The following is a 24,867-nucleotide window of genomic DNA, read 5'->3' as shown; positions in this document are numbered from 1 at the left end:
CCGGTCAGCGCGGCGGCCTGCGCGGGCGGCCGTCGCCGCGGTCCGGCTCGTACGGCGGGACGTCCCGGCCCGGCTGGAAGTGCGCACCCTGGCGCATGCGGTACGTCACCACGCAGAGGTCCACCACCGTGAGCAGCAGTACCACCCCGCACGCCGCCGCCCAGCCCGGCCGTCCGTTCAGCGCGAAGGCCACCAGACCGAAGAGGGCCCAGGCCGTTCCCCACAGGCTCAGCCAGAGCCGTAGCCGCAGCGGACTGCGGGCGGTCGTGGGTTCACTGCCGGTACGCATGGCGATCACCTCACTTCCCAGCATGGACCCACCCGGCGGCGGACGCGGAGTGGAGCGGCCCGCAGGGCCGGGAACACCCGGCCGGAACCGGCTCGGCGGCGGTCGGCGGGGAACCGGGCCCGGAGGCGGATCGTTGGTTCCCCATGAGCGAATCACTGGTACGTGAGGGATACGCGGGGACCGGTCCCGGAGCCATCACACCGGACGGCTGCGCGGTGGAGCTGTACCGCCGGCTGGCCGTGGGCGAGGAGCCGGACGTGATCGCCGGCGTCGCCCCGGCCGGGGCGAGCCTGCTCGAACTGGGGTGCGGCGCCGGGCGGGTGACGCATCCGCTGGTGGAGCGCGGTTTCCGGGTGACGGCGGTGGACGAGTCGCCGGAGATGCTGGAGCAGATCGCCGGGGCGCGCACGGTGCGGAGCCCTATCGAGTCGCTGGACCTGGGTGACGAGCGGTTCGACGTGGTGCTGCTCGGCTCGTTCCTGGTCCACGCGGGCGAGCACCGGGTGCGCGACGGGATGCTGCGCGTCTGCCGTGCCCATGTACGGGACGACGGGATCGTCCTCGTCCAGCGCGAGGGCGTGGCGCACCGGTCGGAGCTGCCGTGGGAGCGGACCGACGCGTCGGGCTGCCTGATCCGGATCGTCTCCGCGGACCCGGTGGGCGACGGCGTGCGCTCGGTGCGCGCCGAATATCACGTCGACGACGCGCGGTGGACGCAGACCTTCCTGTCGCGCGAGTTGTCCGACGAGGAGCTCGCCGGGCATCTCGCGGCGGCCGGACTCGCGGTGGAGCGCACCCTCACCGACGACGGCACCTGGCTGCTCGCCCGCCCCGTGCCCTGACCGGCGGTCCGCCCGTGCCTCCGCGGGCGGCGGCGCTCCCCGGCCTGTCGCCCGTCCGCGCACGAAGCCGGGCGGTGCTTCTCGGGGCTGCCGCCCGTCCGCGCACGCACGAGGCCGTGGCCGCGCCACCGGCCGCCGCACGTCAGTGCACGAAGCTGTAGCTGCGCCACGGGCCGCTGCCCGGCGCCGTCACATCGCTGAACCGGGTCGGCACGTACGTCGTCCCGCGTCCCGTGCAGTCGCGGGTGCGGTACAGGATCACGTCGACCAGCGTCCCGTTCTCCACCTCGTGGGCTCCCGCCGGGGCGATCCGGTGGCAGCCGCGCACCGAGGGGCTGTTCACCTGCACCACCGCTTCGCGCTCCGTCGTGTACGTCACCGGGCCCACGGCGGTGCGGCCGAGGCCGGAGCAGCCGGTGGCGGCGAGGGCGAGGAGCGAGACCCCGGCGGCGACGCCGAGACGGCGCCGGCGGCGGGATGCGGTAGCGGTCACGGACATGGGCGGGTCCTCGTCTGCTCGTCCGGTGCTCGTCCGGTGCGTCGAATACGTCGGGAAGACGTGCTGGCGCTGGTCACCCTGCCCGCTCCGGAGGGGCCCGGCATCCCGTGCGCGGCCGACCGGGCGAGCGGTGGGGCGGCGGGGAAACGCCGACGGTCGTCACCGTACGTGTCCGGACCGCCCGCCGGACGGGCTGCCTTCCGGTCCGCCACCTTCCGCCGCTGACCTGGGCTGATGAGCCGGGAGTCCGGAGTGTCAGACCTCCCGCCTAGACTCGCGGCATCGGCGCGATCCGTGCTGGAGACGAGCCGGCAGCGATCGTCGGGACGAGCGGAGAGGGGGTGGCGGACATGACGGCACGACCAGACCAGGGGGGTGCCGGGGGCGGCGCGGAGGACGCGCCCCGGACCGCCGACACCGCCCGTCTGCTGCGCCGCGCGGCGGTCTTCCTGCCCGGCGCGGTGCCCAGGGACGGCCGCATCGCCTTCTGGGACCCGGACACGGTGGACGCCGAGCTGTGGCGGGACGAGGGGGCGCGAGCGACGGCCGGGACGCCCTACGGCCCCGCCGACGCCACCGCGCGCCCCGACCCCGTCCCGTACACCCCCGGCCGGCTGACGGTCGTGCGGGCGGACCCGGCGGCGGGCGCCGGTGGCGTGCGCGCCACCGGGTCGCCCGTGGCCCTGCTGTCCGTGGCGGACGCGCTGCCCCTGCTCGTACGGGCCCGGCACCAGGCCGCCGCGCACCCCGCCACCCGCTGCTGGGGCGCGGCCGCACTGCACGCCCTGCACCTCGTCGCCCGCGGCAGGCTCCTGCCCGGACTCACCGCGGGCGGCCACGACGCCTGGCGGGCGGGCCCGCGGGACGCCGAGGACGTCGCGCATCTGCGGGCGGTCGCCGCCGCCCTGCCGCCCGAGGGGCACGCGGTCCCCGTCCCCGGCGCCGGGCCTCCCCGCCTGCCCGACGCCGAGGCGCTGGTCGGGGCGTTCCTGGACGCGGTCGCGGACACCCTGCCGCGCACGCCCGCCGCCGCGTACGCGATGGGCGCCCCGTTCGCCGCCCGCGAGGCCCAGCACCTGCCGCACGCCGCGGCCTGGGCCGTCGAGGTGGCCTCCGGCCTGGACGCGGGCGTGCGCATCTCGCTGCGCCTGGACCTCTCCGCGTACGAGCTGTTCGACACCGCGGACACCTCCGCGCTCACGGCCGCCCGCGAGGAGGCGGAGGCCGGTGGTGGGCCGGGTCCGGCCGCGCACGCGGACGACCCGGCGGTCCGCCGTGCCGCGGCGGCCGTCGTGCAGGTCCACAGCCTCGCCGACCCGACCTACGTGGTGGACGCGGCGACCCTGTGGGCCGGCGCGGCGGGCGAGCCGTTCGGGTCGCGCTCGCAGGTCGACGCGGTGCTGGCGGTCCGCCGCGCCGCCCGCGTCTGGGCCCCGTTGGAACGGCTCCTGGGGCAGCCGGTCCCCGACGTGCTCGCCCTCACCGAGGACGAGCTGTACGCACTGCTGAGCGACGCCGGGGCCCGGCTGGCCGCCACCGGCGTCGAGGTGCACTGGCCGCGTGAGCTGGCCCGATCGCTAACCGCCACCGCCGTCGTGCGGCCCGCACCCGGATCGGCCACCGACGGCACGTCCTTCTTCGACGCCGAGCACCTCTTCGCCTTCGACTGGCAGCTCTCCCTGGGGGACGACCGGCTGACCGAGGCGGAGATGGACACCCTGGCCGAGGCGCACCGCCCGGTGGTGCGGCTGCGCGACCAGTGGGTGGTCGTCGACCCGGCCCTCGTCCGCAAGGCGCGCAAGCGGGAGCTGGGGCTGCTGGACCCGGTGGACGCGCTGGCCGTCGCCCTCACCGGCAGCGCCGAGGTGGACGGCGAGCGGGTGGAAGCCGTCCCCGCCGGGGCGCTGGCCGCGCTCCGGACGCGCATCCTCAGCCAGGACTCGGCCATCGAACCGCCGCCCGGCCTCGACGCCACCCTGCGCGACTACCAGCTGCGCGGTCTGGCCTGGCTGGACCGGATGACCTCGCTCGGGCTCGGCGGCTGCCTCGCCGACGACATGGGCCTCGGCAAGACGATCACCCTCATCGCCCTCCACCTGCACCGGGCTCACCCCTCGCCCACCCTCGTGGTGTGCCCCGCCTCCCTCCTCGGCAACTGGCACCGCGAGATCAACCGCTTCGCCCCCGGCGTGCCGGTGCGCCGCTTCCACGGCGCCGACCGGACCCTGAGCGACCCGGACGGCGGCTTCGTCCTCACCACCTACGGGACCATGCGCTCCAGCGCCGCCGAGCTGGCCCGGCAGAGCTGGGGCCTGGTCGTCGCGGACGAGGCGCAGCACGTCAAGAACCCGCACTCCTCCACCGCCAAGGCGCTGCGCACCATCCCCGCTCCGGCACGGGTCGCCCTCACCGGCACCCCCGTCGAGAACAACCTCTCCGAGCTGTGGGCGCTCCTCGACTGGACCACGCCCGGACTGCTCGGCCCGCTCAAGACGTTCCGGGCCCGGCACGCCCGGATCGTGGAGAACACGGACACCGCGGCCGGCCTCGGCAACGAGGAGGCCGTCGAGCGGCTGTCCCGGCTGGTGCGCCCCTTCCTCCTGCGGCGCAAGAAGTCCGACCCCGGCATCGCCCCCGAGCTGCCGCCCAAGACCGAGACCGACCACCCCGTCTCCCTCACCCGTGAGCAGGCCACGCTCTACGAGGCGGCCGTCCGCGAGACGATGGCGCAGATCGAGGCGGCGGAGGGCATCGCCCGCCGGGGCCTGATCATGAAGCTGCTGACCTCGCTCAAGCAGATCTGCAACCACCCCGCGCAGTATCTGAAGGAGGAGCCCACCCGGCTCACCGGCCGCTCCGGCAAGCTCGCCCTCCTCGACGAACTGCTCGACACCATCCTGGCCGAGGACGGCTCCGTGCTGATCTTCACCCAGTACGTGGCGATGGCGAGGCTCCTCTCCGCGCACCTGGCCTCCCGCGCGATCCCCTCCCAGCTCCTGCACGGTGGTACGCCGGTGCCCGAGCGGGAGCGGATGGTGGACCGCTTCCAGTCCGCCGAGGTGCCCGTCTTCCTGCTCTCCCTCAAGGCCGCCGGCACCGGGCTGAACCTCACCCGCGCCGCCCACGTCGTCCACTTCGACCGCTGGTGGAATCCGGCCGTCGAGGAGCAGGCCACCGACCGCGCCTACCGCATCGGCCAGACCCAGCCCGTCCAGGTCCACCGGATCGTCGCCGAGGGCACGGTGGAGGACCGGATCGGTGAGCTGCTGGAGTCCAAGCGGGCCCTGGCGGACGCGGTGCTCGGCACCGGGGAGAGTGCCCTGACCGAGCTGAGCGACCGCGACCTCGCGGACCTCGTCGCGCTGCGGAGGCCCGCATGAGCCCCCGTCCCACCACGGGCCCCGCCGCCCGCCGGTCCGCGCCCCGCGCGCGGATCGGCCCGGACGACCTGCGGCGCACCTTCGAGGCGGTGCCCGCCCGCACCTCCGCCGAGGGCGAGCCCTTCGCGGCCAGCTGGTGGGGCCGGGCCTGGGTGGACGCGCTGGAGTCCCTGTCGATGGACGAGGCCCGCCTCGCCCGCGGCCGCGCGTACGCCGACGACGGCCAGGTCGCGGCGATCACCGTCACCCCCGGCCGGATCGTCGCCTATGTGCACGGCAGCCGGGCCCGCCCGTACCGCGCCGAACTGCGGCTGCGCACCTTCACCGACCCCGGCTGGGAGGCCCTGCTCGACGCGGTCGCGGCACGGCCCGGCCATCTGTCCGCGCTCCTGGCCAAGGAGATGCCGCACGCCCTGGCCGCCACCGCCGAGGAGGCCGGGGTCCGGCTGCTGCCCGCCGCCGACGACCTCGACCCCAGCTGCACCTGCCCCGACCACGGGCGGCCCTGCAAGCACGTCGCCGCCCTCTGCTTCCAGACGGCGCTGCTCCTCGACAGCGACCCGTTCGTCCTGCTGCTGATGCGGGGCCGGGGCGAGCGCGAGTTGCTGGACGCCCTGGGGCGGCGCAACGCCGAGCACTCCGCGCGCGAGCGCCCCGCCGCCCCGGACGTCCCGTCCGTCGCCGCACGCGACGCCTTCGCCGTCCGCTTCCTGCCCCCGCTCCCCGCCCCCCTGCCCGTCCCGCCGCACCCCGGCCGGCCGCCGTCGTACCCCGAGCTGCCCGGCGCCCGCGACCCGCTGGGTCTCGACCACCTCGCCACCGACGCCGCCGCCCGCGCCCACGCCCTGCTGGCCACCGGGCGCGATCCGCTGGCCGGCCTCACCGCGTGGCAGGACGCCGTCCGCCTCGCCGCCTCCCGCCCGACCGCCGGGCTCACCGCCACCACCCGCGCGCTCTACCGGGAGCTGGCGTACGCCACCGGCCGCACCACCACCGACCTGGCCCGCGCCGTGGCCGCCTGGCGGCAGGGCGAGGCGGAGGGGCTGGCGGTCCTGGAGACGCCCTGGGACCCGCCGGCCGGCCCCTTCGACCGGGCCAGGCCCGCGCTCGCCGCCACCGGCCACCCGCGCTTCACCCCCCGGCGCAACCACCTCACCCACCCGGACGGTTCGCTCCAGCTCCGCCTCGGCCGGGACCTGCGCTGGTACGGCTACGAGTCCGACCCCGGCGCCGGGGACTGGTGGCCGCGCGCCGCACCGGACGCCGACCCCGTGACCGTCCTGGAGGCCCTGCTGGCCGGTGACTCCGTCCCGGAGGCCGCCGGGTACGACGACCCCCACTACGTACGGTAAATCCCTTGGCCGGCGGGAAGTTGATCCTGTTACCGTCCTCGACGTGGCGAAACTCAATCAGATCATCGCAGTGGAGAAGGGCGTCAAGACCAAGGCGCACCAGGACCTGACGGCAGCGCACCACGGTCTCCAGAAGGCCGCCCTGCTGGCCGGGATCTCCCGTACCTACCAGCCCAAGGACGAGGAGGGCGAGCAGCTTCCGCCCGAGTCGACGCTGGTCCAGGTCAAGGCGGAGGACGTGCTGCGGCAGACCGCGGCCACGCTGACCCGCCTCTTCGATGTGACCGCCACCAAGGACTGGGCGAACTGCACGGCCCGCGCCGATGTGACGGTGGACGGCCGGGTGCTGGTGAGCCAGGTGCCGGTGTCGTATCTGCTCTTCCTGGAGAAGCAGTTGACCGACCTCAACACCTTCGTCCGCAAGCTGCCCGTGCTGGACGCGGCCGAGGCGTGGGTGCAGGACCCGTCGACCGACTCCTGGAAGACCGAGCCGGTCCGTACGCTCCGCACCAGGAAGGTGCCCCGCAACCACGTGAAGGCGGAGGCCACCGACAAGCACCCGGCGCAGGTCGAGGTGTACTACGAGGACGTCCCGGTCGGCTACTGGACGACCGTCAAGTTCTCCGGGGCGCTGCCCGCGCGGCGCGTCAACGAACTGCTGGACCGGATCGAGAGGCTTCAGCAGGCCGTGAAGTTCGCCCGCGAGGAGGCCAACGGCGCGGAGGTCACCGACCAGCGGGTGGGTGACGCGGTATTCGGTTACCTCTTCGGGTGACCGACCATGGATTCCCCGGCCGCCTTCCGTGGGGGCCGGGGTGCGCGAGGAGCGCAAGCTGAAACTGAGGCTTGTCGTGAAGGCGCGGTTCCCGTGGAGGTTCGAATCCTCCCTCCGGCACGGGCCGGAGTAGCCCAAGTCAGGCAGAGGCAGACCGCCGTCAATCTCAGACTCTTGCTCCAGACTCAGCATGCGCCGCCGATCGCCGGATCGAACGGGCTCGGGCCCGCGCGCGTCGAGATGCCGGTTCAAGTCCGGCCCGCAGAGCTCCGATCTGCGGTGGTCCAAAGGCAGGACGCGACGACATCATGACTGATCCGAACCCTTAAACGTGCCGGCGTGCGAGATGGGCGGCAACCACAGGGCCCGGAGGCCGGCTACGCCTCCGGGCCCGCTCCCGTCTCCGGGGCGGGCCCTCGTGGCGGGCGGGGACGGACTACCGGCCTTGTGCGGGCGGGACGGACTATCCGGCCTTGTGCGGACGGGACGGGCTACTGGCGGTATCCGCTCAGGAAGCGTCCGATGCGGCTGATCGCCGCGTCGAGGTCGTCGGCGTGCGGGAGGGTCAGGATGCGGAAGTGGTCCGGGCGCGGCCAGCTGAAGCCCGTGCCCTGGACCACCTGGATCTTCTCCCGCAGCAGCAGGTCCAGCACGAACTTCTCGTCGTCGACGATCGGGTGCACCTTCGGATCGATGCGGGGGAACGCGTACAGCGCGCCCTGCGGCTTGACGCACGAGACGCCGGGGATCTCGTTCAGCCGCTCCCAGGCGCGGTCGCGCTGCTCGTGCAGCCTGCCGCCCGGCGCGACCAGCTCCCGGATGGACTGCCGGCCCCCGAGCGCGGCCTGAATGGCGTACTGCGCCGGGGCGTTGGGGCACAGCCGCATGGAGGCCAGCATGGTCAGGCCCTCCAGGTAGTCGCGGGCGTGCTGCCGGGGGCCGGAGACCACCATCCAGCCCGACCGGAAGCCGGCCACCCGGTACGTCTTCGACAGGCCGCTGAAGGTGAGGCAGACCAGGTCCGGGGCGAGGACCGCCGCGCTGTGGTGCTCGGCCCCGTCGTACAGGATCTGGTCGTAGATCTCGTCCGCGAACACCATCAGCCCGTGGCGCCGGGCCAGATCGAGGATGCCCTCCAGGATCTCGCGCGGGTAGACCGCGCCGGTGGGGTTGTTCGGGTTGATGATCACGACGGCCTTGGTGCGGTCGGTGATCTTCGCGGCCATGTCGGCGAGGTCCGGGTTCCAGTCGGACTCCTCGTCGCAGACGTAGTGCACGGCCTTCCCGCCCGCGAGCGTGGTCACCGCCGTCCACAACGGGAAGTCCGGGGCCGGGATCAGCACCTCGTCGCCGTCCTCCAGCAGCGCCTGCACGGCCATGGAGATCAGCTCGGAGACCCCGTTGCCGAGGAACACGTCGTCCACGCCGACCTCGGTCAGCCCCATCGCCTGGTAGCGCTGGACCACCGCGCGCCGGGCCGAGAGGATGCCGCGCGAGTCGGTGTAGCCGTGGGCCTGCGGCAGCATCCGGATCATGTCCTGGACGATCTCCTCGGGCGCCTCGAAGCCGAAGAGCGCGGGATTGCCCGTGTTGAGCCGGAGCACGCTGTGGCCCGCCTCCTCCAGGGCGTTGGCGTGCTCGATGACCGGGCCCCGGATCTCGTAGCAGACCTCGTTGAGCTTGCTGGACTGCCGGAACTCCATGCGCTGCCTCCCGAGCCGAATTGCGATACTTGGTTTTACCAAGCTTGAGCTTGGAAAGTCCAACAACATGTCTAGACTGCGTCGCATGCCACGTCAGCAGCAGCCGCCAGCACGCCCCGCCCGCCGCCGGAGCTACGACCAGTTCGACGCCACCGCCCGCGCCCTCGACTCCGTGGGCGACCGGTGGACGCTGCTGATCGTCCGTGAACTGCTGGGCGGCCCCCGCCGGTACACGGACCTCCACGCCGACCTGCCCGGCGTCAGCACCGACGTGCTGGCCTCCCGCCTCAAGGACATGGAGCAGGGCGGACTGGCGCTGCGCCGCAAACTTCCGCCCCCCTCGGGCGCGTCGGTCTACGAGCTGACCGAGCGCGGCCACGGCCTGCTGCCCGTCCTCACCGCCCTCGCCGCGTGGGGCGCGCCCGCCCTCGCCGAGCGCCGCCCCACGGACGCGGTCCGCGCCCACTGGTTCGCCCTGCCCGTGCTCGGAGCCCTCGCCGGACTCACGCGGGAGGGTGTTCTCGAAGTCCGGCTCGACGAGGGCGAGTTCCACCTGCGGGTGGGCGGGGGAGCGGGGCCGGTGCTCGCGGGGGCGCAGACGCCGGGCGCGGTGTACGGATACGGCCCCGCCGAACGCCCCGACGCCCGGATCACCCTGGACGCGGAGGTGTGCCTGGAGCTGGCGCAGGGGACGACGACGTTCGTGGAGGCGGTGAAGGACGGCCGTGTGGAGGTGACCGGTCAGGGCCCGCTCGCCGCGGAACTGCGGGGGAGCGGGCCGCCGGGTCGCGCCGGGGCCTGAAGTCCTGGAGCGGGCTCGGGGGCCTGAAGTCCCGGAGCGGGGCCCCCTCGGGCACCTCCGCCGACCGGGCGTCCTCCGCCGGTCCGGGTGCTCTTCCACCGGTCCGGGTGTTCTTCCGCCCGTACGGCGATGATGGAACCGTGCGACTCGAAGCGATCACCCGCGAACGGCTGGCCCGCGAACTGGCCCGGCACGGCGACGGGCTGTCCGCCGCCGACGGCGGGTCCCGCCTCGCGTTCGGCATCGACGGCGCGCCGGCCGCCCGCACCGGCGAGACGGCCGAGCGCCTGGCCGAGGAGGTGAGGCTGCTCGGCCGCTCGGTCCTCGTGGTCCCCACCGAGGGGTTCCTGCGCCCGGCGAGCCTGCGCTACGAGTACGGGAAGCGGGACCCGGACGCGTACCTCGACGGCTGGTACGACACCGGGGCGCTGTGGCGCGAGGTGTTCGGGCCGCTGGAGGCGGGCGGCTCCGGCCGGGTGCTGCCGGACCTGTGGGACCCCGTGACGGACCGGGCCACCCGCACCCCGTACAGGGAACTGCCCGAGGGCGGGGTGGTGATCGTGCACGGCCCGTTCCTTCTGGGGCACTGGTTCCCGTTCGCGCTCGGCGTCCACCTGCGCCTGTCCCCGGGTGCGTTGCGGCGCAGGACGCCGGAGCCGGAACGCTGGACCCTGCCCGCCTTCGCCCGGTACGAGGACGAGGTGGGGCCCGCGGAGCGCGCGGACGTGGTGGTGCGGGCCGACGATCCGGCACACCCTGCCTGGTCGGGGCTGCCCGGAGGGGAGTGAGCCCGTCGCTCCCGTCGCCGGCTCGCCGACACCCGTCAGCGAGCCGCCGGGGGAGGCCGGCCGCCGACGGTGGCGACGGCCGCCGCCCCCGCGCGGCAGCCCTCGGCCGCCGCCGACCGTTCGTCCGCCCCGGCCAGGAGAGCCGCCAGGAACCCGCCGGTGAACGCGTCGCCCGCGCCCGTGGAGTCGACCGGAGCGCGCACGGACGGAGCGGCGACGCGGCCGACGACCTCGCCTCCGGCGGCCACCACGGCTCCGGCCGCGCCCAGGGTGACGACGACACGCGGGAACCGGCGGCTCAACTCGACGGCCGCGGCTTCCGGTTCGGGCAGCCCGGTGAGCACCCGTGCCTCGTCCGCGTTCGGCAGCACCAGCTCCGCCCCGTCCACGTACTCCAGGAACCGCCGCGGCCCCAGGGCGCCGAGGAACCCGGCCGACGCCGGGTCCACGCTCACCGGAACGCCCCGCTCCACGGCGGTCCGCAGGGCGAGGAGCGAGGCGGCCCGGCTCACCGGGGCGAACAGCGGGTAGCCCGAGAGGTGCAGCCGTCCGACGCCCGCCAGCATCGCGGGCGCGAAGTCCTCGGCGGCGAGCCGCAGCACCGCCCCGCCGTCGGTCAGGAACGTGCGCTCGGCCCCCGCGTCGACCAGGGCGATGACGGTCGCCGTCGGCACCTCCTCGTCCACGGCGAGGTACGCCCGTACGCCCGCCCGCTCCAGCGCCTCCCGGTGCCAGTCGGCGGACTCCGCCCCCGCCCTGGCCATCAGCCGGACGTCCGGACAGCCCGAACGCACCGCCCAGCAGGCGACGTTGGCCCCCGCGCCGCCCGGCAGGGTGCGGATGCGGGCCTTCGTGTCCGTACCGTGGGCGAGGGGCGAGCCGTGCCGCGCCACCACGTCCGTCACCACCTCGCCCACCACGAGGAGGCCTGAGCCCGGAGCCACCGGGCCTCCGCCGCTGAACCCGTCACCGCGTCCGTTCACCGGGTGCCCGTCAGCGCGCCCGTTCCGCCGGGCTCCGCCGCCGCGACCGCGATCCGCGCCGCGAGCGCCACGTTCCCGCGTACGGCCGCGAGGTTCGCCTCCAGCGACGCGCCTCCGGTCCGCCGCATCAACCGGTCCAGCAGGAACGGCGTCACGCCCTGCCCCGAGACGGACCGCTCCCGGCACGCCTCCAGCGCCTCCGCCAGCGCCCGGTCGTGCAGCAGCGGATCCAACTGCTCATGCTCCGGTACGGGGTTGGCGACGATCAGCGCGGTGGGCGGCCCGCCCAGCGCCTCCTTCGCCCGGATCACCTCCACCACCTCCTCGGGGCTGTGCACCGTCCAGCCGACGGGTTCGCCCGAACTGCTCAGGTAGAAGCCGGGGAAGTGTTCGGTGCCGTACCCGACGACGCCGACGCCGAGGGTCTCCAGACGCTGGAGGGTCGCCGGGACGTCGAGGATCGACTTCACCCCCGCGCACACCACGGTGATGCCGGTACGGGCCAGCAGCCGGAGATCAGCCGACTCGTCCTGGTTCGCGGCCCATTCCCGGTGCACGCCGCCGAGTCCGCCCGTGGCGAAGACGCCGACGCCCGCCCGCGCCGCCAGGAACGCCGTCGCGGACACCGTCGTGGCCCCGCTCGCACCGGAGGCCAGTGCCGGGGCGAGATCGCGGTGCCCCAGCTTGCGTACCGAAGCGTCGCCGGCCACCCGCTCCAACTGCTGCGCGTCCAGACCGACATGGGCACGGCCGTCCAGCACGGCCACGGTGGCGGGCACGGCGCCGGCGGACCGGACGAGTCCTTCCAGTTCCAGGGCCACGGACAGGTTGCGGGGGCGCGGCAGGCCGTGCGCGATGATCGTCGACTCCAGTGCCACGACGGGCAGCCCCGCGCTCAGAGCGGCGCGCACCTCCGCCGAGAACACCGGCTCGTACCGTTCGGGCGAGTTCAGAGGCATGCCCCCATCCCTGTCGCGGACGGCGGGGGCGCAAACCACGGGCGGATACCTTGTGGCGGGTCCTGGTCACCAGGTGGCCGGAAGTGGTCGCTAAGGTGACCGGCCATGACGACATACGACCAGGCCCCCGCTTCCTTCGCCGTACACATCCCGGACGCCGAACTCGTTCCGGAACCACTCGATCCGTCGCAGATCGTCTCGGGCGAGCCCGTGGTGACGGGCAAGGTGCTGTGGGAATCGCCGGACGGCAAGCAGATCCGGGGCATCTGGCAGATCACGCCCGGCGTGGTCACCGACACCGAGGCGAACGAGCTGTTCGTGGTCGTCGGCGGGCGGGCGACCGTCGCGGTCGAGGGCGGGGCGACGCTGGAGATCGGCCCCGGGGACGTCTGCGTCCTGCGCGCGGGCGACCGGACGACCTGGACCGTGCACGAGACGCTGCGCAAGGCGTACCACATCAGCCTCTGAGGCCATCGACGTCTCCGATGAGCCTGCGACGCTTCTCACGGCTCACGGCTCACGGCTCACGGCTCACGGCTCACTTCACGGCTGTCGGCGGCCCGGTCAGGTGGCGTCGGGGCCGGCCGCCTCCGGACGCCGCAGGCCGCGCCGCAGGACGAGCGCGGCGACCGGCAGGAGCAGCGCGGCGGCGATCGCGTTGAGGGGGCCGTACCCCCACTGGGCGACGATCACCCCGGCCGTCGCACCGCCGATGCCCGCCGCCGCGTTCATGGTCAGGTCCGACAGCCCCTGCACCGCCGCCTGTGCCGACCGGGGCACGGCGTCGGTGAGCAGCGCCGAACCGGCGATCATCCCCGCCGACCAGCCGAGGCCCAGGACGAACAGACCCGCGGCGGTCTGCCCGTGCCGGGGCCCGGCGGTGCCCGCCAGCAGCGCGGCGCAGCCCAGCAGCCCGACGGCCAGCCCGATCACGGCCGGTCGGCCGAACCGGTCGGCCAGCCACCCCATCACCGGCGAGAACGCGTACATGCCCGCGATGTGCCCGCTGATCACCAGTCCGATCAGCTGGAGTCCGGCGCCGTGGCGGCCCAGATCGACGGGGGTCATGACCATGATCGACACCATGGCGGTGTGCGACACGGCGACCGTCACCAGCGCGAGGCGCGCCGTCGGCGACTCCCTGACCGCCGCGATTCCTGCGGCGAGGGAGCGCTTCGGCGGACCCACGGGCCCCTCCGGGGCCAGGGCGCGCGCGGTGAGCAGCGGGTCCGGGCGCAACGCGAGCGCCACGACGAGCGCGGCGACCAGGAACACGGCGCCCGAGCAGAGATACGGACCGGCCGCCTCCGGCACCGGCGTACCGCGGAACAGGCGGCTCGCCGGAGCCGAGATGTTGGGGCCCAGCACCGAACCGATCGTGGTGGCCCAGACGACGGTGGAGATCGCCCGCCCCCGCCGCTCCGGCCCCACCAGATCGGCCGCCGCGAACCGGGCCTGGAGACCGGCCAGCGATCCCGCGCCGAACGCGGCCATGCCGAGCAGCAGCAGCGGGAAGCTGGAGCGCATCGTGGCGACGACGACCAGCCCACCGCCCAGCGCGCCGATCAGATAGGCGAGGACCAGGCCGGCCCGGCGGCCCCGCGCGGTCATCAGCGCGGCCAACGGCAGCGACAGCAGCGCGGTGCCGACGACGGACGCGGTCGGCGCCAGCCCGGACAGCGCCTCCGACCCGCTCACCTCGGCGGCCAGCATCGGTGCCAGGGCGATACCGACGGCCACGCCGAGGCCGCCGAGTATCTGGCTGACGACGAGCACGGCCGAGGTCCGGCGCTGGAGAGCGGGCAGACCGGCGGCGGTGACCTGGGGGAGCGAGAGGGGGCGCGTCACCGGCGCAGTGTGCCATCACGCGGCCACCGCCGTTCACCCGGGAGGGTGAAAGAGGCGCCCCGGCGAGCGGGGAACGGCTCAGAACAGCGGCTGCGGCAGGACCCCCTCCAGCGCCAGCAGCTGCCGTTTGGTCTCCAGGCCGCCTCCGAACCCCCCGAGGCCGCCGTCGCTCTCCACCACCCGGTGGCACGGCACCACCACCGGCAGCGGGTTGGCCCCCATCGCCGCGCCCACCGCCTGCGCCCCCTCCGGCCGGCCGACGCGGGCGGCCAGCTCCCCGTACCCGACGACCGTCCCGTAGGGCACCCCCCTCGCCAGCTCGCGGAGCACCTCGCGGGGGAACCCGCCGGTCAGCGACCAGTCCAGAGCGAGGTCGAAGGCGTGGAGCCCGCCCGCGAAGTACGCCGCGAGCTGCCGTACGGGCTCCGCGAGCCGTGGCGAGCCGGGCGCTTCGACCGGCTCCGTGCCGAACCGGGTCCGCAGCCGGTCGAGGACCGTGTCGCGCACGGCGGGGCGCGCGTGGAAGGACACGCTCACCAGACCGGTCGCGGTCGCCGCGAGCATCAGCGGACCGATCACGCTGTCCACGACGGCCCATGCGACGGCCGGACCCCGGACGGCCGGGCCCTCGCCCGTCCCGTAGCTGTTCATACCGCCACCGTACGACCCGCCACCGACAGCGACGGGCCGGACGACGGCCGGCCCGCCCCCGCCACGTCAGCTCGTCGCGTCGCGCACCACGTCGGGGAAGTTGGTGATGATCCCGTCGACCCCCAGATCACGCGCCTTCACCGCGTCCGCCGCCTTGTTCACCGTCCAGGTGTTCACCCGCAGCCGCTTGCCGTGCGCGCCCTTGAGCCGCTGGACGGCCGCCACGTAGTCGGCGCCGATCGTCGCGTACGAGGGGTTGATCTGATCGGTGAACGCCGCGTACGAGGGCAGGTCGGCCACCGCCGGGGTGCCCAGGAAGCCGGTCGTGACGTCCGGGCGCAGACGGTGGATCTCCTTGACGCTGTCCGCGCCGAAGCTCTGGATGACCAGCCGGCTGCGCACGTGGGAGCGGTCCAGCCACCCCGAACGACCCAGCGTCCGGATGATGTCGTGCTCGATGCCCGGATAGGTCGCCGGGCTCTTGATCTCCAGGAGGAGCTTCTGCCGGTTGCGCTCCAGGCGGTCCAGGAACTGGGTGAGCGTCGGAATCCGCGCCCCGGCGAACTGCGTGCCGAACCAGCTGCCCGCATCCAGTTTCGCCAGCTCCGCCGCGGTGAAGTCCTTGACCGCCCAGGGGGCACGGTCGGGGAAGACCTGCTCGACGTCCGTCGTGCGCTTCAGGCCGGTGTCGTGCAGCACGACGAGAACGCCGTCGCGGGTGCGGTGGACGTCGTTCTCGACCCAGTCGATGCCGAGCGCCTCGGCGGCGTCGACGGCGGCGAGGGTGTTCTCCGGCGCGTAACCGGACGCTCCCCGGTGGGCCACGACGACCGGGTCCGCCCGCTGCGCGGAGACCTGGTCCGGCGCCTCGGGCCGGTCGGCGGGCAGCAGCAGGGCGCCGGCGCCGAACAGGGCGGCGGCCGTGGCGGAGACGGTTGCGGTGCGGACGAACACGGGGACTCCTCACGTCGGGAGTGTGCGGACACGCAGAGAGTGACAGCGCCCCGCCAACGCCCGGCGGGGTGGCGATGGCCGTGACATGAACGGAACCTTCGGTACCGGGTGCCACCACGGGCTCCCGGCACCGACGCGTGCCGATAGGGTGGGGGTTCTTTGTCTGTCTGCCGGGACTCGCCCCTTGGGGACCTTCCTCGACCCCGGGCTGTCTCGAAGGGCGTACGCACATGCAGGGAACGGTCGACGGATTCACCTACGGACTGGTGACCCCGGTCGCGGCGTTCCTCATGGCCGCCCTGGGAGCCGCCCTCGGGCTCCGCTGCACCACCCGGTCCCTTCGTACGACACGTGGCCGCCGGGCCGGCTGGCTGGCGCTGGGCTCGCTGTCCATCGGCTCCGGGGTCTGGACGATGCACTTCGTCGCCATGACCGGTTTCACCGTCCGGGAGACCCCGATCTCCTACGACAAGCCCCTCACCTTCGCCGGCCTGGCCGTGGCCGTGGTGATGATCGGCATCGGCATCTTCATTGTCGGGTACCGGGGCGCGACCCGCATGGCGCTGATCACCGGCGGCACCATCACCGGCCTGGGCATCGCGTCGATGCACTACCTCGGCATGGCGGGCATGCGCATGGACGCGCGGTTCGCGTACGACACCCCGCTCGTCGCCCTCTCGGTGCTGATCGCCGGATGCGCCGCCACGGGCGCGCTGTGGGCGGCCGTCACCCTCCGGGGAGCCCTCTCCGGCCTCGGCGCGAGCATCCTGATGGCCGTCGCGGTGACCGGGATGCACTACACCGGCATGGCCGCACTCGACGTGCACCTCCACCTGCCGCCGACCCTGCCGTCCGACCTGGCCGACGTCCTGCCCGGCGACCGGCCCGCCGAGATCATCGGCCCCATGCTGGTCGGCCCCGGCTGCTTCCTGCTCCTGGCCGCCGTGGTGCTCCTGTTCGACCCCGGCGCGGTGACGGGCGAACCGGCCGGCCGGGACCCGCGCGCCGGATGGCCCTCGGGCCCCGCCCCGGCCCCCCACCAGCGACGGCCGGGGCGGAGCACGGTCCGGGACGAGGCGCTGCGCACCGTCCGGGAGAACGCGCGGCGTCTCGTCCGGGAGGACGCCGGCAGCGCCCGCCGCCGCTGATCCGAGGCCGTTGTCAGTGGCGCGCCGTACGGTGGATGCATGCGGCCCGTTTCCAAGATCGAACGTTCGGTGCGGCCTTTCGAGGTCGTCAGTCCCTATCAGCCCAGCGGCGACCAGCCGGCGGCCATCGCCGACCTGGAGCGACGCATCCGCGCCGGCGAGAAGGACGTCGTCCTGCTCGGCGCGACCGGCACCGGCAAGTCGGCGACCACCGCCTGGATGATCGAGAAGCTGCAGCGCCCCACCCTGGTGATGGCGCCGAACAAGACCCTCGCCGCCCAGCTGGCCAACGAGTTCCGCGAGCTCCTCCCGAACAACGCGGTGGAGTATTTCGTCTCGTACTACGACTACTACCAGCCCGAGGCGTACGTCCCGCAGTCGGACACCTACATCGAGAAGGACTCCTCCATCAACGAGGAGGTCGAGCGGCTGCGGCACTCCGCGACGAATTCCCTGCTCACCCGGCGCGACGTCGTCGTGGTCGCCTCCGTCTCCTGCATCTACGGCCTCGGTACGCCGCAGGAGTACGTGGACCGCATGGTCCGGCTCGACGTCGGCGAGGAGATCGACCGGGACCAGCTGCTGCGCCGTTTCGTCGAGATGCAGTACACCCGCAACGACCTGGCGTTCACCCGCGGCACCTTCCGGGTCCGGGGCGACACCATCGAGATCTTCCCGGTCTACGAGGAGCTCGCCGTCCGCATCGAGATGTTCGGCGACGAGATCGAGGCCCTGTCCACGCTCCACCCGCTGACCGGAGAGATCATCAGCGAGGACCCCATGGTCCACGTCTTCCCCGCCAGCCACTACGTCGCCGGACCCGAGCGCATGGAGAAGGCCGTCGGCGGCATCGAGCGGGAGCTGGAACAGCGCCTGGCGGAGCTGGAGAAGCAGGGCAAGATGCTGGAAGCCCAGCGGCTGCGCATGCGGACCACGTACGACATCGAGATGCTGCGCCAGATCGGCACCTGCTCCGGCGTGGAGAACTACTCGATGCACTTCGACGACCGCGCCCCCGGCACGGCGCCCAACACCCTCCTCGACTACTTCCCGGACGACTTCCTGCTCGTCCTGGACGAGTCCCACGTCACGGTCCCGCAGATCGGCGCGATGTACGAGGGCGACGCCTCCCGCAAGCGGACCCTCGTCGACCACGGCTTCCGGCTGCCCTCCGCCATGGACAACCGGCCGCTGAAGTGGGAGGAGTTCCTGAAGCGGATCGATCAGACGGTCTATCTCTCCGCCACGCCGGGGAAGTACGAGCTCTCGCGCGGCGACGGGTTCGTCGAGCAGATCATCCGCCCCACCGGCCTCGTCGATCCCGAGGTCGTGGTCAAGCCCACCGAGGGCCAGATCGACGACCTGGTCCACGAGATCCGCAAGCGCACCGAGCGGGACGAGCGGGTCCTGGTCACCACGCTCACCAAGAAGATGGCGGAGGACCTCACCGACTACTTCCTGGAGCTCGGCATCCAGGTCCGGTACCTGCACAGCGACGTCGACACGCTGCGCCGCATCGAGCTGCTGCGCGAGCTGCGCTCCGGCGAGTACGACGTGCTCGTCGGCATCAACCTCCTGCGGGAGGGCCTGGACCTTCCCGAGGTGTCGCTCGTGGCCATCCTCGACGCCGACAAACAGGGCTTCCTGCGCTCCGGCACCTCGCTCATCCAGACCATCGGCCGCGCGGCCCGCAATGTCTCCGGCCAGGTCCACATGTACGCGGACAAGGTGACTCCGGCCATGGCGCAGGCGATCGACGAGACGAACCGCCGGCGCGAGAAGCAGATCGCCTACAACACCGAGCGGGGCATCGACCCCCAGCCGCTGCGCAAGAAGATCAACGACATCGTCTCGACCATCGCCCGCGAGGAGATCGACACCGAGCAGCTCCTCGGCACCGGGTACCGGCAGGGCAAGGAGGCCAAGGCCCCGGTTCCCGCGCTCGGCGGCAGGGCCGCCAAGGGCGGGGCGAAGGGCAAGGCGGCCAGGACCGGCGAGGTGCGCGGCGACCGGCCCGCCACCGAGCTGGCCGGGATCATCGAGGAGATGACCGACCGGATGCGGGCCGCCGCCGCCGACCTCCAGTTCGAGGTGGCCGCCCGGCTCCGCGACGAGGTCGGTGAACTGAAGAAGGAACTGCGTCAGATGAAGGAAGCGGGGCTCGCCTGATCCGGGCTGCCCCCGCGGGCCGTGCACCGGTGCCGGGCGGTGAGGGGCCGCTTCCGGCGCCGGTGCACGGCCCGCTCCCACCGCATCCGGCCCGCCGCGCCGGGTGTGTTGCAAGACCGACACAAAAACGGACCGAACCTCCTGCCGCCGGGGGTGGGATGCGTAGGGTGCGGGAAACCGCACACGGATGGTTGCGGGGCAACGCCGAGAGGGGACAGCGCGTGACGGTCAACATGACCAAGGGTCAGGCCATCAACCTGCAGAAGAGCGACGGGGGGACCCTGACCGCGGTGCGGATGGGGCTCGGCTGGCAGGCGGCTCCGCGCCGAGGCCTGTTCGGTTCGCGCACCCGTGAGATCGACCTGGACGCCTCGGCGGTGCTCTTCGCCGACAAGCAGCCGGTCGACGTCGTCTTCTTCCGGCACCTCGTCAGCGACGACGGCTCGGTCAAGCACACCGGCGACAACCTGGTCGGCGGCGCGGGCTCCGGCGGCGACGACGAGGCGATCCTCGTCGACCTCCAGCGGGTGCCGGTCCACATCGACCAGATCGTCTTCACGGTGAACTCCTTCACCGGGCAGACGTTCCAGGAGGTACAGAACGCCTTCTGCCGCATCGTCGACGAGACCAACGGCCAGGAGCTCGCCCGGTACACGCTGGACGGCGGCGGCCAGTACACCGCCCAGATCATGGCGAAGGTGCACCGCGCGGGCGCCGGCTGGCAGATGACGGCCCTCGGGAACCCGGCCAACGGCCGCACCTTCCAGGACCTGATGCCGTCGATCCTGCCGCACCTGTAGATCCCGGCACCGAGACAGACGTGCGGGGGCGGCCGCCAGGGCACGGCCCACGGGCATCGCCCCCGTACCGCACCGTGGCAACGCGGCACGGCACCAACACAGCACCAGCATCAACACAGCACCGCATGAGCACGGCACCGCGCCCGTCGGCGCGCGGGCCATCGTCGAGGGGGACAGCGCAATGACGGCCGAACTGGTCCGGGGGCAGAACCACACCCTGCCCCAGACCCGTCTGGAGATCCGGGTGTCGGCCGGCACGCCCGTCGTGGCCGGGGCCACCCTCGGCGACGAGCGGGGCACGGTGGGCGGCGCCGAGCGGATCGTCCACCCCGGCTCACCCCAGCTCCCCGGTCTCGAGGTCTCCCAGCAGGCGGCGGCCGACCACCGGCTCGCCGTCGACCTGGAGGCCCTGCCCGCCGGCGTCCACCGCGTCACCGTCCTGCTCGCGCTGCCCGCGGTGGCCGGCGGTCCGACGCGGTTCGGCGCCGTCCCCGCCCCGTTCGTCGCCGTCACCGGGCTCGACGGCGACGAGATCGCCACCTTCACGCTCACCGGCCTGGATGCCGAGTCCGCGGTCAGCGCCCTGGAGCTCTACCGCCGGCAGGACGCCTGGAAAGTCCGCGCCGTCGGGCAGGGGTACGCCGGGGGGCTCGCGGACATGCTCGCCGACCAGGGTGTGAACGACGCGGCCGGACTGGCCGCCGCCATCCAGGAGGCCGTGACCCGCGGCCTGGCGCGCTCGGTGACCCCGCCGCCGCGCACTCCGGGGGGCGACCGCGTACGGCACACGGCGGGCCCGGCCGACCAGCTCCCGCCCACGCCGCCCACGGCCCCGGAGCCCCCCGAGCCGCTGGCCGACCCCGCCACCACGGCCCCGCCGCACCCCGCCCGGTCGCACCCCGCTCCGGAGCCGGACGGCGCGGGCCCCGCGACCGGCGGCCCCATCGACTACGCGCACCCGCGACGGCAGCACGCGGCGCCCCCGTCGCCCCCGCCCGCCGCGCCCGCCGCCCAGCCCGGACAGGCCGCCGAGCCGGTCGCGGGCGACGCGACCGGCTGGTCGATGGACGAGCGCCTCTACAACCAGATCTGGGGCATGTTCGAGGATCTCGCCCGCGCCGTCGCCGCCTACCGCAGCGCCGTGGACTTCGCCGAGTCCCGGATGGACCAGGAGCTCGACCGGGCCCTGTCCGACCCACGCAACCGGATCGGCGGCGCGGGCGACCGCGCCCGCGACCAGGCCCGCGCCAAACGCGACGAGCTGGCCTCGCGGGCCCGCGAGGCCCTCGACCGGGACCTGGCCCAGCTGGCAGCCGAGGCGGCCGTCGTCGAGCCCGCGCTCCCGGCCGCGTACGCCGGGTGGGGGAACCCCGTCTGGCACGCCCACCGCGTTCCCATGGAGATACCGATGGCCCTGCGCATCGGCGATCTCCACCTTCCCGAGCGCCCCGACCTGCGCATCCCGTTGCTGGTCCGGCTGCCGCTGGAGCGCGGGATCTGGGTGGACAGCGGCCGGACGGCGTCCGAGGCCGCCGCCTCGACGGACACCGGCCATCTGCGCCGGCTGGCCATGGAGAGTGCCGTCGCCCACGCGGCGCGGCTGCTGGCGGTGTACCCGCCGGGGGAGTTCTCGGTGCACGTCATCGACCCGGCGGGTTCGGCCGCCGGTCCGCTGGCGCCGCTGGTCGAGGCGGGCGTCCTCGCCGGACCGCCCGCCTCCGGGGCCCGGGGCGTGGCCGCGGTGCTCACCCATCTCACCCGGCGGGTGGACCTGGTGCAGATGGCGGTGCGGGCCCGCGCGGCCGACTCGCTCCCGCCCGACCTGGACACCGGCGAGCAGCTGCTGGTGGTCAACGACTTCCCGCACGGTTTCGACGACCGGGCCGTCACCCAGCTCCGCTACCTCGCGGACGAGGGCCCCTCGGTCGGGGTGCACCTCATGATGGTCGCCGACCGCGAGGAGGCGAGCGCGTACGGGCCGGTGCTCGACCCGCTGTGGCGGTCGCTGCTGAGGGTCACCCCGGTCTCCGACAGTCATCTCGCCGACCCCTGGGTCGGGCACGCCTGGACCTACGAGCCCCCGGCGGTCCCACCGGGCAGCAGCGTCCTCGAACAGGCCCTCGCGGCGGTCGCGGCAGCCCGCCGAGCCGCCGGACGCTGACCGGGCACACCAAACTCACACGATCCCCACCTGCGTGTTTGACGATTTCTTTACCGTTTTCTTTACCAGCCCTTGGTGGTGCCTGTACTCTTCGACGAACGGAGGGGAGTACTCCTTACGCGACGTCCCGTCAATACGGACCGTTATCGGTCCCGGGGCGCCGGTCCCGGCACACCTCGTGTGCGGGATGGAAGAGACCTCCGGCAGCGACGACGCTGATCAGTAGCCGTAGCGAACTGCCGGAGGCGCAGTGGACGTTTCATGGACCGTATGGGCCCTGACCATCTTTGGTCTGTCGGCCCTCATCGCCGTCGACTTCTTCATCGGGCGCAAGCCCCATGACGTGTCGACCAAGGAAGCCGGAATCTGGACGGTCGTCTGGATCGTGCTGGCCGTCCTCTTCGGACTCGGCCTCATGGTGTTCGGCGAGAGCAAGGCGTCCGGCGAGTTCTTCGCGGGATTCATCACCGAGAAGTCGCTGAGCGTCGACAACCTCTTCGTCTTCGTCCTGATCATGGCGAAGTTCTCGGTGCCCTCCCACCTCCAGCAGCGGGTTCTGCTGATCGGTGTGCTGATCGCCCTGGTGCTCCGCGCGATCTTCATCGCGGCCGGCGCCGCCGTGATCGCGAACTTCTCGTGGGTGTTCTACATCTTCGGCGCGTTCCTGATCTACACCGCCTGGAAGCTCATCCAGGAGGCGCGGGCCGACGAGGAGGACGAGGAGTTCGAGGAGAACCGCCTCCTGAAGTCGATCGAGCACCGCTTCGGCGTCGCCGACAGGTACCACGGCACCAAGCTCTTCATCCGCGAGAACGGCAAGCGCGTCCTGACCCCGCTGATGGTGGTCATGCTCGCCATCGGTATGACCGACGTGCTGTTCGCGCTGGACTCGATCCCGGCGATCTTCGGCCTGACCCAGGACCCGTACATCGTCTTCACGGCCAACGCGTTCGCGCTGATGGGCCTGCGCCAGCTGTACTTCCTCATCGGCGGTCTGCTGAAGAAGCTGGTCCACCTCAGCTACGGCCTGTCGGTCATCCTCGGCTTCATCGGCGTCAAGCTGGTGCTGCACGCCCTGCACGAGTCGGGGGTGCACGTGCCCGAGATCTCCATCCCGTTCTCGCTCACCGTCATCTGCGGTGTCCTGGTGATCACCACGATCACCAGCCTCATCGCCAGCAGGAAGACGGCCGCGGCCGAGGCGGAGGAGGCGCGGAAGGCGGAGTCCGCCGGCCCGGCCGGCGAGGAGAGCAAGACCCTCAACTGACCCGTGGCCGCCCCGGCGGCACAGGGACGGACCGGCAGCGGCCGGGGCGGAGACGGCGAAGGCCGTTCCACCCCGGCCGCTTTCGTGTGCGTACGGGTCCGGGGCCGTCCGGGCGGACGGCGCGGGGGAGCCGCTACCAGCCGCGGGCGCGCCACTCGGGCAGCTGCGGGCGCTCGTCACCGAGCGTGGTGTCGCCGCCGTGACCCGGATAGACCCACGTCTCGTCGGGGAGCCGGTCGAACAGCTTCGTCTCCACGTCGTTCAGCAGGGCCGCGAACGCCTCGGGGTCCTGGCGCGTGTTCCCGATCCCGCCGGGGAAGAGGCAGTCCCCGGTGAACAGGTGCGGGGCGCCGTAGGGGTCGTCGTAGACCAGGGCGATGGAGCCCGGCGTGTGCCCGACCAGGTGGCGGGCGGTCAGCTCGACCCGGCCGACGGTGATCGTGTCGCCGTCCTCGACCAGGACGTCGGTCGGCACGGGGATGCCCTCGGCGTCGTAGCGGCCCGCGTACGTCCGCGCGCCGGTCGCCCCGACCACCTCGGCCAGCGCCTGCCAGTGGTCCCCGTGCCGATGGGTGGTGACGACGGAGGCGATGCCGTCGTCACCGATCAGCGTGAGCAGGGTCTCCGGCTCGGCGGCCGCGTCGATCAGCAGCTGCTCGCCGGTGGCCCGGCAACGCAGCAGATACGCGTTGTTGTCCATCGAGCCGACGGCGACCTTGGAGATCATCAGGTCCGTCAGTTCGTGCACGCTCGCCGGTCCGCCGACCTTCACCGCTCCGCTGTACGTCATGCGGCTCAGCCTATAGCGGGGGCAGCACGGGCAGGGGGCCCCCGGCCGAGGTCAGGGCGGAGCCGTCACGGCGGCCGCTGAGCCAGCCCAGCAGCTCGACGGCGGACCCCTGCACGGTCACCAGGGCGTCGGGCGGGCCGCCGCCCGTGCTCCAGGTGCGGCCGTCCTGGTCGGTCAGCGCGGTGGCGGGCACCTCCTGGTTGCCCAGGAACCGGTCGGCCAGGAAGGCGATCTCCCGCTCCGTGAACTCGGCGGGCAGGTCCTCCAGCTCGTAGCCGATGCCGAGGTCGACGTGGTGCAGCTCCACCTCGATCCAGCGCCGGAAGGGCACCCGGGCCGCGGAGTCCGTGACCCCGTTGCGCAGGGCGACGGTGCGGGTCCAGTCGGCCGGTTCGGCCGCGACGGCGAGGAGGCCGTCCGCGCTCTCCCGCAGGTCCTTCAGCTGCTCGGCCGCAGGACGGGCGGCACCGGCGGCGATATCGGCGTCGCGGGTTTCGCTGCTCGCGTACATCGGAAGTCCCCGGAGAACATTTCCGAGCGCGTCGGCGTTACGTGACAGGTGGGTCAGGACATGGCCCCGACTCCATCCGGGCAACCGTGACGCCTCGCCGATCGAGGCGTTGTCCAGTCCACCGGCTGCGTCGAGCAGCCGTTCGGTCGCCCTGCGTACAGCTTCCAGGTCGTGCGCATGATCAATCATGCGGCCG

At 73.4% G+C, this 24,867-nt stretch carries 22 protein-coding genes; 12 read left to right on the top strand and 10 right to left on the bottom strand.

Going from position 1 to position 24,867, the window contains the following annotated elements:
* Nucleotides 1-4: 4 nt before the first annotated feature.
* Nucleotides 5-313, bottom strand: a complete 309-nt coding sequence (locus QFZ71_RS05710; protein WP_307667173.1) for a DUF6343 family protein — start codon at nucleotides 311-313, stop codon at nucleotides 5-7.
* Nucleotides 314-432: 119 nt separating this feature from the next.
* On the opposite strand from QFZ71_RS05710, the gene QFZ71_RS05705 reads away from it, so the two are divergent.
* The gene (locus tag QFZ71_RS05705) at nucleotides 433-1,131 is read left to right on the top strand and encodes a bifunctional 2-polyprenyl-6-hydroxyphenol methylase/3-demethylubiquinol 3-O-methyltransferase UbiG (RefSeq protein WP_307667172.1); all 699 of its coding nucleotides are present in this window, start codon (nucleotides 433-435) and stop codon (nucleotides 1,129-1,131) included.
* Between the two features lie 142 nt (nucleotides 1,132-1,273).
* Here QFZ71_RS05705 and QFZ71_RS05700 read toward each other — a convergent pair whose 3' ends face one another.
* Nucleotides 1,274-1,630: a hypothetical protein gene (locus QFZ71_RS05700; protein WP_307667171.1), complete on the bottom strand. Its 357-nt coding sequence runs from the start codon at nucleotides 1,628-1,630 to the stop codon at nucleotides 1,274-1,276.
* 350 nt (nucleotides 1,631-1,980) lie between these two features.
* Between QFZ71_RS05700 and QFZ71_RS05695 the strand changes: the two genes are divergently transcribed.
* Genes QFZ71_RS05695 through QFZ71_RS05685 form a run of 3 tightly spaced genes read left to right on the top strand, consistent with a single transcriptional unit; the run spans nucleotide 1,981 to nucleotide 7,137 of the window.
* Entirely contained in the window at nucleotides 1,981-5,010 is a 3,030-nt protein-coding gene (locus QFZ71_RS05695; RefSeq protein ID WP_307667170.1) for a DEAD/DEAH box helicase, read from the top strand.
* On the top strand, nucleotides 5,007-6,362 hold the full coding sequence (locus QFZ71_RS05690) for an SWIM zinc finger family protein (protein ID WP_307667169.1): 1,356 nt from the start codon (nucleotides 5,007-5,009) through the stop codon (nucleotides 6,360-6,362). The genes QFZ71_RS05695 and QFZ71_RS05690 overlap by 4 nt, the downstream gene beginning before the upstream one ends.
* A 43-nt stretch (nucleotides 6,363-6,405) precedes the next feature.
* The gene (locus QFZ71_RS05685; protein WP_307667168.1) at nucleotides 6,406-7,137 is read left to right on the top strand and encodes a hypothetical protein; all 732 of its coding nucleotides are present in this window, start codon (nucleotides 6,406-6,408) and stop codon (nucleotides 7,135-7,137) included.
* Between the two features lie 491 nt (nucleotides 7,138-7,628).
* Here QFZ71_RS05685 and QFZ71_RS05680 read toward each other — a convergent pair whose 3' ends face one another.
* Nucleotides 7,629-8,840, bottom strand: a complete 1,212-nt coding sequence (locus tag QFZ71_RS05680; RefSeq protein ID WP_307667167.1) for a pyridoxal phosphate-dependent aminotransferase — start codon at nucleotides 8,838-8,840, stop codon at nucleotides 7,629-7,631.
* 85 nt (nucleotides 8,841-8,925) lie between these two features.
* Between QFZ71_RS05680 and QFZ71_RS05675 the strand changes: the two genes are divergently transcribed.
* Both QFZ71_RS05675 and QFZ71_RS05670 read left to right on the top strand, forming a co-directional pair.
* Nucleotides 8,926-9,642: a helix-turn-helix domain-containing protein gene (locus tag QFZ71_RS05675; protein ID WP_307667166.1), complete on the top strand. Its 717-nt coding sequence runs from the start codon at nucleotides 8,926-8,928 to the stop codon at nucleotides 9,640-9,642.
* Between the two features lie 140 nt (nucleotides 9,643-9,782).
* Entirely contained in the window at nucleotides 9,783-10,430 is a 648-nt protein-coding gene (locus QFZ71_RS05670; RefSeq protein ID WP_307667165.1) for a uridine kinase, read from the top strand.
* Between the two features lie 35 nt (nucleotides 10,431-10,465).
* Here QFZ71_RS05670 and QFZ71_RS05665 read toward each other — a convergent pair whose 3' ends face one another.
* Together QFZ71_RS05665 and QFZ71_RS05660 are read right to left on the bottom strand one after the other, a co-directional pair.
* A complete protein-coding gene (locus QFZ71_RS05665) occupies nucleotides 10,466-11,413 on the bottom strand; it encodes a carbohydrate kinase family protein (protein WP_373465081.1) in 948 nt (315 codons plus the stop codon).
* The gene (locus tag QFZ71_RS05660; RefSeq protein ID WP_307667162.1) at nucleotides 11,410-12,372 is read right to left on the bottom strand and encodes a pseudouridine-5'-phosphate glycosidase; all 963 of its coding nucleotides are present in this window, start codon (nucleotides 12,370-12,372) and stop codon (nucleotides 11,410-11,412) included. The genes QFZ71_RS05665 and QFZ71_RS05660 overlap by 4 nt, the downstream gene beginning before the upstream one ends.
* Before the next feature lie 105 nt (nucleotides 12,373-12,477).
* On the opposite strand from QFZ71_RS05660, the gene QFZ71_RS05655 reads away from it, so the two are divergent.
* Entirely contained in the window at nucleotides 12,478-12,840 is a 363-nt protein-coding gene (locus QFZ71_RS05655) for a cupin domain-containing protein (protein WP_307667161.1), read from the top strand.
* A gap of 96 nt (nucleotides 12,841-12,936) precedes the next feature.
* Here QFZ71_RS05655 and QFZ71_RS05650 read toward each other — a convergent pair whose 3' ends face one another.
* The 3 genes from QFZ71_RS05650 to QFZ71_RS05640 form a co-directional block, all read right to left on the bottom strand.
* Nucleotides 12,937-14,148, bottom strand: a complete 1,212-nt coding sequence (locus QFZ71_RS05650; protein WP_373465184.1) for an MFS transporter — start codon at nucleotides 14,146-14,148, stop codon at nucleotides 12,937-12,939.
* Nucleotides 14,149-14,298: 150 nt separating this feature from the next.
* A complete protein-coding gene (locus QFZ71_RS05645; RefSeq protein WP_307667159.1) occupies nucleotides 14,299-14,871 on the bottom strand; it encodes a methylated-DNA--[protein]-cysteine S-methyltransferase in 573 nt (190 codons plus the stop codon).
* Between the two features lie 66 nt (nucleotides 14,872-14,937).
* A complete protein-coding gene (locus QFZ71_RS05640; RefSeq protein ID WP_307667158.1) occupies nucleotides 14,938-15,825 on the bottom strand; it encodes a glycerophosphodiester phosphodiesterase family protein in 888 nt (295 codons plus the stop codon).
* Nucleotides 15,826-16,055: 230 nt separating this feature from the next.
* Between QFZ71_RS05640 and QFZ71_RS05635 the strand changes: the two genes are divergently transcribed.
* From QFZ71_RS05635 to QFZ71_RS05615, 5 genes are all read left to right on the top strand, one after another.
* A complete protein-coding gene (locus tag QFZ71_RS05635) occupies nucleotides 16,056-16,973 on the top strand; it encodes an MHYT domain-containing protein (protein WP_307667157.1) in 918 nt (305 codons plus the stop codon).
* A gap of 39 nt (nucleotides 16,974-17,012) precedes the next feature.
* Nucleotides 17,013-19,142 carry an excinuclease ABC subunit UvrB gene (gene uvrB, locus QFZ71_RS05630; protein ID WP_307667155.1) on the top strand — a complete coding sequence of 710 codons (2,130 nt, stop codon included), beginning with the start codon at nucleotides 17,013-17,015 and terminating at the stop codon, nucleotides 19,140-19,142.
* 221 nt (nucleotides 19,143-19,363) lie between these two features.
* Nucleotides 19,364-19,942 (top strand): TerD family protein, encoded by a 579-nt coding sequence (locus QFZ71_RS05625; protein ID WP_307667154.1) that lies wholly within the window; start codon nucleotides 19,364-19,366, stop codon nucleotides 19,940-19,942.
* A gap of 181 nt (nucleotides 19,943-20,123) precedes the next feature.
* Complete coding sequence (locus QFZ71_RS05620; protein WP_307667153.1) at nucleotides 20,124-22,103, top strand: TerD family protein; 1,980 nt, start codon at nucleotides 20,124-20,126, stop codon at nucleotides 22,101-22,103.
* A gap of 250 nt (nucleotides 22,104-22,353) precedes the next feature.
* The gene (locus QFZ71_RS05615; RefSeq protein ID WP_307667152.1) at nucleotides 22,354-23,370 is read left to right on the top strand and encodes a TerC family protein; all 1,017 of its coding nucleotides are present in this window, start codon (nucleotides 22,354-22,356) and stop codon (nucleotides 23,368-23,370) included.
* Nucleotides 23,371-23,503: 133 nt separating this feature from the next.
* Here the strand turns inward: QFZ71_RS05615 and QFZ71_RS05610 are convergent, their stop codons facing one another.
* Together QFZ71_RS05610 and QFZ71_RS05605 are read right to left on the bottom strand one after the other, a co-directional pair.
* A complete protein-coding gene (locus QFZ71_RS05610; RefSeq protein ID WP_307667151.1) occupies nucleotides 23,504-24,160 on the bottom strand; it encodes an MBL fold metallo-hydrolase in 657 nt (218 codons plus the stop codon).
* Nucleotides 24,161-24,170: 10 nt separating this feature from the next.
* Nucleotides 24,171-24,860, bottom strand: a complete 690-nt coding sequence (locus QFZ71_RS05605; RefSeq protein ID WP_307667150.1) for a maleylpyruvate isomerase family mycothiol-dependent enzyme — start codon at nucleotides 24,858-24,860, stop codon at nucleotides 24,171-24,173.
* Nucleotides 24,861-24,867: the final 7 nt, after the last annotated feature.

The organism is Streptomyces sp. V2I9 (assembly GCF_030817475.1).
Taxonomy (GTDB): Bacteria; Actinomycetota; Actinomycetes; order Streptomycetales; family Streptomycetaceae; genus Streptomyces.
The sequence above is the reverse complement of the archived record's forward strand: the minus strand, read 5'-3'. Positions and strand labels throughout refer to the sequence as shown.

Coding starts and splice junctions, on each gene's coding strand:
- QFZ71_RS05620 (WP_307667153.1), top strand. CDS start 20,124: ATGACGGCCGAACTGGTCCGGGGGCAGAACCACACCCTGCCCCAGACC.
- QFZ71_RS05605 (WP_307667150.1), bottom strand. CDS start 24,860: ATGATTGATCATGCGCACGACCTGGAAGCTGTACGCAGGGCGACCGAA.
- QFZ71_RS05655 (WP_307667161.1), top strand. CDS start 12,478: ATGACGACATACGACCAGGCCCCCGCTTCCTTCGCCGTACACATCCCG.
- QFZ71_RS05645 (WP_307667159.1), bottom strand. CDS start 14,871: ATGAACAGCTACGGGACGGGCGAGGGCCCGGCCGTCCGGGGTCCGGCC.
- QFZ71_RS05635 (WP_307667157.1), top strand. CDS start 16,056: ATGCAGGGAACGGTCGACGGATTCACCTACGGACTGGTGACCCCGGTC.
- QFZ71_RS05695 (WP_307667170.1), top strand. CDS start 1,981: ATGACGGCACGACCAGACCAGGGGGGTGCCGGGGGCGGCGCGGAGGAC.
- QFZ71_RS05610 (WP_307667151.1), bottom strand. CDS start 24,160: ATGACGTACAGCGGAGCGGTGAAGGTCGGCGGACCGGCGAGCGTGCAC.
- QFZ71_RS05690 (WP_307667169.1), top strand. CDS start 5,007: ATGAGCCCCCGTCCCACCACGGGCCCCGCCGCCCGCCGGTCCGCGCCC.
- QFZ71_RS05680 (WP_307667167.1), bottom strand. CDS start 8,840: ATGGAGTTCCGGCAGTCCAGCAAGCTCAACGAGGTCTGCTACGAGATC.
- uvrB (WP_307667155.1), top strand. CDS start 17,013: ATGCGGCCCGTTTCCAAGATCGAACGTTCGGTGCGGCCTTTCGAGGTC.
- QFZ71_RS05675 (WP_307667166.1), top strand. CDS start 8,926: ATGCCACGTCAGCAGCAGCCGCCAGCACGCCCCGCCCGCCGCCGGAGC.
- QFZ71_RS05660 (WP_307667162.1), bottom strand. CDS start 12,372: ATGCCTCTGAACTCGCCCGAACGGTACGAGCCGGTGTTCTCGGCGGAG.
- QFZ71_RS05705 (WP_307667172.1), top strand. CDS start 433: ATGAGCGAATCACTGGTACGTGAGGGATACGCGGGGACCGGTCCCGGA.
- QFZ71_RS05710 (WP_307667173.1), bottom strand. CDS start 313: ATGCTGGGAAGTGAGGTGATCGCCATGCGTACCGGCAGTGAACCCACG.
- QFZ71_RS05700 (WP_307667171.1), bottom strand. CDS start 1,630: ATGTCCGTGACCGCTACCGCATCCCGCCGCCGGCGCCGTCTCGGCGTC.